The sequence below is a fragment of the Hydrocoleum sp. CS-953 genome, from assembly GCF_002260545.1.
Classification (GTDB): Bacteria; Cyanobacteriota; Cyanobacteriia; order Cyanobacteriales; family Microcoleaceae; genus Trichodesmium.
Map to the genome: position 1 here is coordinate 1 of NZ_LGSU01000344.1, position 2,816 is coordinate 2,816.

At 43.0% G+C, this 2,816-nt stretch carries 1 protein-coding gene; it reads left to right on the forward strand.

Annotated features, from left to right (window positions below; all coding sequences use genetic code 11):
* Nucleotides 1–1,233, forward strand: a 1,233-nt coding sequence (locus AFK68_RS44120; RefSeq protein WP_210407199.1) for an SdrD B-like domain-containing protein, incomplete at both ends; no start/stop codon positions are given.
* Between the last annotated feature and the right edge of the window lie 1,583 nt (nt 1,234–2,816).

Consider the following 2,816-nt stretch of genomic DNA (forward strand, 5'->3'; position numbering starts at 1 on the left):
AGTAGAATTCTCCGACTTACCAGAAGGGTTCCAATTCACAACACCAAACGAAGGTGGAAATGATGACTTAGACTCCGATGCAGATACCACAACAGGTCAAACACCAACAGTAACAGTACAGTCGGGAGAATTCAACGAATCTTTAGACGCAGGTCTAGTTCAACTCACTCCTGGTATCGACATTGAGAAGTTTGTCAATGGTGAAGATGCTGATACTGCTGCTGAAGCGGAGGAAATCTTACCTGGTGATGATGCTGTATTTACTTATGAAGTAACTAACACTGGTAACGTTTCCTTTGCAGCTAATGAAGTTACCGTCACTGATGATGATGGTACACCTGGTGATACATCCGATGATTTCAATCCAGACCAAGTGTTAGCAGGTGATTTCAATGTTGGTGATGAGAACCAAAATAACTTGCTTGATAGTGATGAAACTTGGAGTTACACAAAAACACTACCTGCTGAGAACTTATCTACTAGCACAACCACAACTAAGAATCATGTAATTGACTTTGAAGGTTTCGCTGCTGGTACTGTCATTGATAATGAGTACAACGATTTAGGTGTCACCATTTCTGCAACTGGTGGTTCAAATCAAGCGATGATCTTTGATAGTGCTAATCCTACAGGTGGAGATCATGACCTGGAAACTCCTGGTTCTGGTCCAAATAACACCACACCACAAGGCAATATCTTAATCATCTCTGAAGATGGTGACAGTTCTAATCCTGATGACGAAGCTGACGGCGGTACTATTACTTTTGATTTTGATAACCCTGTTAATATCAACTCCCTCAGCTTTATAGATATTGAGGAAGCTGGTGGCAAAATCATCACAACTGATGCAGATGGAAATGTAACAACTACCGATATTGCTGCACTTGGTCAAGATGGTGATAACAGTTTCCAAACTTTAAACATCAATGATAATGATGTGGTTAAGTTGGAGGTTGAATTAGCTGGTAGTGGTGCTATCTCTGGTTTAGATTTTGACAAGGTTGAGGTGATTGATGCTCCTGGACTCTACACCAATATAGCTACTGTGACTGCTGGTGGTGTTAGTGATGAGGATGCTGCAAATTATAAGAACCCACCACTCACTCCTGGTATCGACATTGAGAAGTTTGTCAATGGTGATGATATTGATGTTACTGACCTCAATAACCTACCCGAAATTGCAGCAGGTGCAGATGTCACCTTTACCTATACTGTCGAAAACACAGGTAACGTNCTGACCTCAATAACCTACCCGAAATTGCAGCAGGTGCAGATGTCACCTTTACCTATACTGTCGAAAACACAGGTAACGTGGACTTCACAAAGGAGCAAGTTGTCATCAGTGACGACAACGGAACTGTAGATGATACTGGTGATGACTTTACTCCCACTCTAGTTACATCTAGTGATGTTGGCTCAGATGGCATTCTCAGTGCAGGTGAAACTTGGTTATACACTTCCGCTACGGAAGCAGCCCAAGATTTAACCGTTACTACTGGCTCCACTGACACTACCTTTATTTTCAATGGTTCTAGCAGTACAGATGGTCCCGATGGTAATACTCGTTCCTTCACTCAAGATGGTGTTTCAGTTGATGTCCGTGGCTTCAGTCGTAACAGTAGTGGTCATTGGAATGCTGGTTATGTTGGTGTGTATAACGGAGGTTTAGGCGTTACCAACAGNCTGACCTCAATAACCTACCCGAAATTGCAGCAGGTGCAGATGTCACCTTTACCTATACTGTCGAAAACACAGGTAACGTGGACTTCACAGCTAATGAAGTTATCATCAGTGATGATAACGGAACTGTAGATGACACCAGTGATGACTTTACTCCCACTCTAGTTGCATCTAGTGATGTTAACTCAGATGGCATTCTCAGTGCAGGTGAAACTTGGTTATACACTTCCGCCACGGAAGCAGCCCAAGATTTAACCGTTACTACTGGTTCCACTGACACTACCTTTATTTTCAATGGTTATAGCAGTACAGATGGTCCCGATGGTAATACTCGTTCCTTCACTCAAGATGGTGTTTCAGTTGATGTCCGTGGCTTCAGTCGTAACAGTAGTGGTCATTGGAATGCTGGTTATGTTGGTGTGTATAACGGAGGTTTAGGCGTTACCAACAGGGGTGAAGACGGTTCTCATCACCGAGTGGATAATGGGACTCAAGTTGATTATCTCCTCTTTGAATTTGAACACCATGTTACGGTCGATAAAGCGTTCCTCGACTATGTCTGACCTGAAGNTAGCAGTACAGATGGTCCCGATGGTAATACTCGTTCCTTCACTCAAGATGGTGTTTCAGTTGATGTCCGTGGCTTCAGTCGTAACAGTAGTGGTCATTGGAATGCTGGTTATGTTGGTGTGTATAACGGAGGTTTAGGCGTTACCAACAGTGGTGAAGACGGTTCTCATCACCGAGTGGATAATGGGACTCAAGTTGATTATCTACTCTTTGAATTTGACCAAGATGTTACCGTCGATAAAGCCTTCCTAGAATATGTCGGACATGATAGTGATATTTCCATTTGGATCGGCGACAGCAATGGTGCTGAGATATCCTCTTTGAGTGATAGTCTGTTGTCTAGCTATGTCAAAGAAAATAACTTTACTCATTCGAGTTCTAGTCGCTGGGCTGACTTTAACAGTGCTAACTTAACAGGAGATACCGTAATCATCTCNCTTTCTGCTGCGGGTGAAACAAGCATCGGCAATTATGTCAACATTGCAACTGTAACCGCTGGTTCTGTAAGTGATGAAGACCAAAGTGGTTATACAAACCCTGAAGGCGAACCAGAACCAGAACCTCAA